This is a genomic window from Caballeronia sp. (genome assembly GCF_028292365.1).
GTDB lineage: Bacteria > Pseudomonadota > Gammaproteobacteria > Burkholderiales > Burkholderiaceae > Caballeronia.
This window is the reverse complement of record NZ_JAQGMM010000126.1, coordinates 1-4,888: the sequence shown is the minus strand read 5'-3', so window position 1 is coordinate 4,888 and position 4,888 is coordinate 1. Positions and strand designations below refer to the sequence as shown.

At 59.3% G+C, this 4,888-nt stretch carries 5 protein-coding genes and 1 pseudogene; 4 read left to right on the top strand and 2 right to left on the bottom strand.

Going from position 1 to position 4,888, the window contains the following annotated elements:
- The 4 genes from JWR14_RS07655 to JWR14_RS07640 form a co-directional block, all read left to right on the top strand.
- Nucleotides 1–294 (top strand): GNAT family N-acetyltransferase (locus JWR14_RS07655; RefSeq protein WP_299703943.1); only part of this gene is annotated, 294 nt, incomplete at its 5' end.
- 357 nt (nucleotides 295–651) lie between these two features.
- Complete coding sequence (locus tag JWR14_RS07650) at nucleotides 652–861, top strand: hypothetical protein (RefSeq protein ID WP_299703940.1); 210 nt, start codon at nucleotides 652–654, stop codon at nucleotides 859–861.
- Nucleotides 862–1,395: 534 nt separating this feature from the next.
- Nucleotides 1,396–1,947 (top strand): hypothetical protein, encoded by a 552-nt coding sequence (locus JWR14_RS07645; RefSeq protein ID WP_299703937.1) that lies wholly within the window; start codon nucleotides 1,396–1,398, stop codon nucleotides 1,945–1,947.
- Between the two features lie 103 nt (nucleotides 1,948–2,050).
- The gene (locus JWR14_RS07640) at nucleotides 2,051–2,755 is read left to right on the top strand and encodes a DUF2968 domain-containing protein (protein ID WP_299703934.1); all 705 of its coding nucleotides are present in this window, start codon (nucleotides 2,051–2,053) and stop codon (nucleotides 2,753–2,755) included.
- Between the two features lie 153 nt (nucleotides 2,756–2,908).
- Here JWR14_RS07640 and JWR14_RS07635 read toward each other — a convergent pair whose 3' ends face one another.
- Nucleotides 2,909–4,444: a gamma-glutamyl-gamma-aminobutyrate hydrolase family protein gene (locus JWR14_RS07635; RefSeq protein WP_299703932.1), complete on the bottom strand. Its 1,536-nt coding sequence runs from the start codon at nucleotides 4,442–4,444 to the stop codon at nucleotides 2,909–2,911.
- A gap of 120 nt (nucleotides 4,445–4,564) precedes the next feature.
- Nucleotides 4,565–4,888 (bottom strand): annotated as a pseudogene (locus JWR14_RS07630) (cation/H(+) antiporter); the annotation flags it as partial.

The following is a 4,888-nucleotide window of genomic DNA, read 5'->3' as shown; positions in this document are numbered from 1 at the left end:
GCGATTGGTTTCGTTTGCCTGGTCGCACCCGATGAAAACGGCAGCGTGCTCGTGGACAATCTGCACGCGCTACCGGGAGCCAAAGGCAGCGGGTTAGGCACCGCCATGCTGAGCGTCGCCGCGCAATGGGCACGCGATCGTGGCGCGACCAGCATGTATCTGTATGTGCTCGAACCGAACGTTGCGGCTATTGGTTTTTATGAGTCTCGCGGCTGGCGGCTGGCCGGTCGCGAAGACGACACTATGGGCGGCATTGATATCATCGCGCTGCGTTATGTCCTGCCCGTTGGCTGATGACGTGGCGTTTCTTTTGCCTTTGCAAATGAGGCGCTGTAATCTCGTTCAACGCCTGTGCACTGCCTAAAAAGCCCGTGTCTCCAGAGCCGTATGTCGTCCGCTGAAACGTCCGTTGCGTCCGTGTCGAATTAGCGATTTTTTTTCATTTCGAACGCCTCTTATTCAAGGAACTAAGAAGGTTCTGAGCGACGCCCAAGCTGGCGCTGGGTATCATCAAGGGCTGTTCTGTGGCGGGTCCGGCAAAGGTGAACTATTGAACACCTTTGCGGCAACAACCGGGCGACGTCCACACGGCTGCCCCGCTTGTTCGTTCGTTGAGCAGTCCTGATGGCCGCTTTCGGAAATGAGAAAAAGATGAATGCTCCTATGATCGTTGTACAAGGCGATCTGCTTCTGCCGACGCTGTTCCCGCTTGCCAGTATGCCCAACGCCATTTATGGCGAAGAGTGGACGTTAACCGGCACGCGTCCGTGTTTGACTGAATATGAAATACCGTTTTACGCGGCTCGATTCCTCACGGCATATGTCAGTGCGCTATCTCTTCGCAATGATCGATTCCCGTAGACGCCAGCCAGTCTCTGGGGCAAGTTCAAACGCAATGATGAAGTTAATCAAGCAGCGCAAGGCGTTGACGTTCCCCCGATCGTTGTCGACGCAGCACCGCAAGCCGCCGAGCCAGCACCTTTCGCGTTCGAGCCGTTCACCGCACCCGACGACCGGCATGTAAAAGCGCCTTCGGCCAATAACGATCATCACAAGCAACTTGCTGGTGGAGCGATCGCCCTGGCATGCGCTGCGTTTATTGCGTGGGCATTGTTCGGTACGAAAATCGGCCATCAGGATGCCGAAACGCATCAGCCCAAGGTTGTGTTGAATGCCACCCCGGCGATCACGCCGACATCTGATTCTGAAACGACTCATGCAGCCGGTGCGTCAGGCGCAACTGTGGTGGTTGCTTCGGCTGGGACTTCGCCTTCGAACGGCGCTTCGGCCGCGGCGGCAGCTAAGACTGCGACTACTGCTGCGGTGTCGGTGGAGGCTTCTGTCTCTCGGTCGGCACCGGCTGCGATTGGCGCTTTGCCATCTGTGCAAAAACCTGTGGCTATCAGTAGCGCCAGCCAGTCGCCGGTAAAGACGGGATCAGCCATAAGCACAAGCGCGATCGCTATCGCCAGTAATGACCGGCCTGCTGCAGCCCGTACCGTGTCGGAGCGCGCCACCAAACCACAGCCAGTGGCACAAAAACTTGAACGCCACGGCGCAAAAGCCAAGGCGAAAAGCAAGCGTGATGCGCACCGCTACGAGGTGGTTCATCGGCGCCATGGCCAGGAGTATCAAGGCACACCGGTTTATCGCAGCACCGGGCACGAAGCTCCCCTCGCATCCCCAGGCCGTCGTGCGCTTACGCGTGATGACTCACGTGCAAACACGGCAAGCTCATCGCTTAGCGCCACCGACATGTACAACATGCTCGCGCACTCAGCCGTGCTCGATGACAACAGCGGTGCGCCCCGCCAGTCAGTTCGCGCAGCGCCCAGAGAAGCGGCGGCTTTGCCGTCACCGCGCGCAAGCGCCAGCGACACACCCGGCTGGAATTCCGACTTGAACCAACGCCGCGTCACTGACTCGCCCTCACAATTTTCCAAGTGAACGGCAAGCCTCATGGCCCATCGTGCAACGCGTGTTCTACGCGCGCGGCACGATATGTCGTTAATTGGTAGCCGAAACTTACTTAATCTTCAAGCCTCGCCCTATGAAGTCCCCCACCCCCACCACCCTTCTGAACGCGCTGGTCGTTGCTGTGATCGCGTTCGGCTCATCCGTCGCGACGGCTTATCAGCCAGTGGGCACGCTGCTCTCGGCAACCGGCCTCACCGATCCCATCCGGCAACCGATCGCAAACGGCTCCATAGATGATTTTCAGGATGGCACTGACGCAGCGTCGAATGCTCAGGCACAGGGCAACGTGTCGGAGTTGAAGCAGATGGTTCAGGCCCGCAAGCTGACCGAATTGCGTGTCACGTACAACGGCAACTATGGTGCGGCGCTGTTTTTCTATCCTCAAGAGATGGTGTATTACGTCGCGCTGTTCCAGGACAAGAATTTCTGGCGCGTCGTGAAATCTCAGGACGACGCGCGCGCCGAAACGGCGTACGCACAATTCGCCCGCAAGAGCTATGCGCTTGCCGAGGGCGAGATCAGGCGCACGCAGTTGCAGGCGCAAAAGGCCTTGCTCGAGCGTGTCATTGCAGTGTCGAATGATCGGGCGCAGCGCCTGACCGCCGACCTTTCCATTGCTCGCGTGCAGGAAAACGAAGTGTCGCAACGTCAGCAACAGATGCAAGTGGAATCGGCGGCGTTGCTGAACGAGAAATCTGTTGCCGAGCGCAAGTTGCTCATGTTGCAGCGGCAGGTTCAGCAACTTCAGGATCAGAGCGAAGCAGGACTCGTTCAGTAACGCTCAAGTTCGATCTGGTGTTTGACCCAAGCTTGATCCAGGCTACTCTGTGGCAACAAAAAAGGCCGTTCCAACTTTCATGTTGGAACGGCCTTTGTCATTGGTCTACAAGGAAGTCGCTACGGACTGCTCGCTGTTTAGAGCCACGACCGCCTAGAAACGCGTTTCGCGTGCCACACGCAGGAAGGTATCGAGTAGCGGCGTGCAATCGAGCAATTCGTCACCGCCCGCGCGATGGAACTCCGGGTGCCATTGCACGCCCATCACGAACGGCGCGCGCCGATAACGCACCGCTTCAATAATGCCGTCGTGTGCCGACACTGCCTCGATGTTCAGGTCACGGCCAATCGTCTTGACCGCCTGATGGTGGATCGAGTTGACGAGAGCTTCACGGTGCCCCGGAAACATGTTGACGAGTGTAGAGCCATCGGGGAAACGAATCGGGTGACGATGCTGATCGTATTGCTCATTCACATGCACACCGGCCGTGGGGACATCGGTCGCAATATCCTGGTAGAGCGTCCCGCCAAACGCGACGTTGATCAGTTGGCAGCCGCGGCATACGCCAAGCACCGGCTTGCCCGCCTCGATGAATTCATGCAACAGCTCAAGCTCGTACATGTCCCGCACGCGGTCGCCGGGCCATTCGTGGCGCGTGGCCGCTTCCGTATAGGATTGCGGCGATACGTCAGCTCCGCCCTGGAGCAGCAGGCCATCTAGCTGTTTCGCGTAGTCGCGCAACCGGATGTTGCTCGGATGCAGCATGCCCTGATGGCCGACCGTCGGAATCATGAACACGAGCACATCACGCGACATCACCCAATGCGCAATCGATTCCTCCAGGTACTGCAGCGTCTTGCCTCGCAGTCCTTTGGCGCCCGGTTCAGGATGAAAAATCCGCGCTGACACGCCAATTCGCAACGTCCGCTGCGTGATCCGCTGACCCGCACGGTCGAAGATCTGACGCGCGCGCGCCTTGATCACCCGGCCAAATACCGACCACGCGGAATCGCTCTGGCGCAGGTACGCAGGCGGCGCCTTCATGTCCGGTGCATCGGGTGGAATGGGCGGCGGACGAAATGTGCCGAAGTCCGGCGCGGCCGTAAACTCGGGCGGCAAGCTGGAAGCAGGTTTGGACGTGACGCTTTCTGCTGCGCTTTCGGTCACGCTCGCGGCTTCGGCCTCAGCGGATTGCGCCTCGGTAGCATTCTCAACCTCTGCCGCGAGACTGGCTTCCGCTTCCGTCGCAGTCTCGACCTGCGCTGCGAGATTCGCCTTGGCATCGAGCGTTTTGTTCGCGGAGGATGCGGACCGCGTGGTTTCACGCGCCACCGCTTCCTGTTGCGCCGTCGCCTTGGCCGCTGACGCACGAGCAGCGGCAGCATCGTCGCGTTGCGCTTTGGCGGTATCGACAGGTTCTACCGTCGACGCGCTGTCAGGCGCATCCGTTGATGCCCGTTCGGCCGCAGTGGCCTTCGGGTCCGGTTGCGGAGTCGGTTGCGGACTCGGCTGCTGAGCAGGCCGCGGAGCGGCAGCGGGAATATCGGAACGCTTTGTGGAAGACGCGGGCGGAGCGGCCGGCGTATGACTGCCCGGGATTGACCCCGAAGAATCGGCTGCGGGAGAACCAGTACCGGGCGTGCCCGGCGTTATCGACCCATTCGACTCGTTTGACTTGTTTTCGCTCATTCCGTTTTTAGGCGCCAGGCGCTGTGAGAATGGTCAGAGTTTAATTATCCGCCTCTGGTCCGGGGGCGGCAAACCATCAAACAATTGCTCACATTATCGGGGAAAACAAAGCTTTCATGCTCAAGGATGATCTCTCGGCTCTTCGAATGTTTCTCGCAGTGCGATCTGCATCGTTGCGTGAATTTTGACGCACCAGCGCCACAAAACCGTGAGCAACAACGCCGCGCAGACCAGTACCGCGATCATCAAGCCGAACGGTGGCAGGATGCCGCCCGATAGCACTGTCACCAGCAGGAAAACACCGAACATCGCGAGAATCGGGATCAGGCCGGAAATGGCCGATCGCAATGCGCGCGTGAAACGTCCGGCCTTCGCGGGCTGCACGCTCACTTCGGCGAGCATCAGTGCGAGCGACCCCAGTTTGCGATACACCGCAACCAGGAA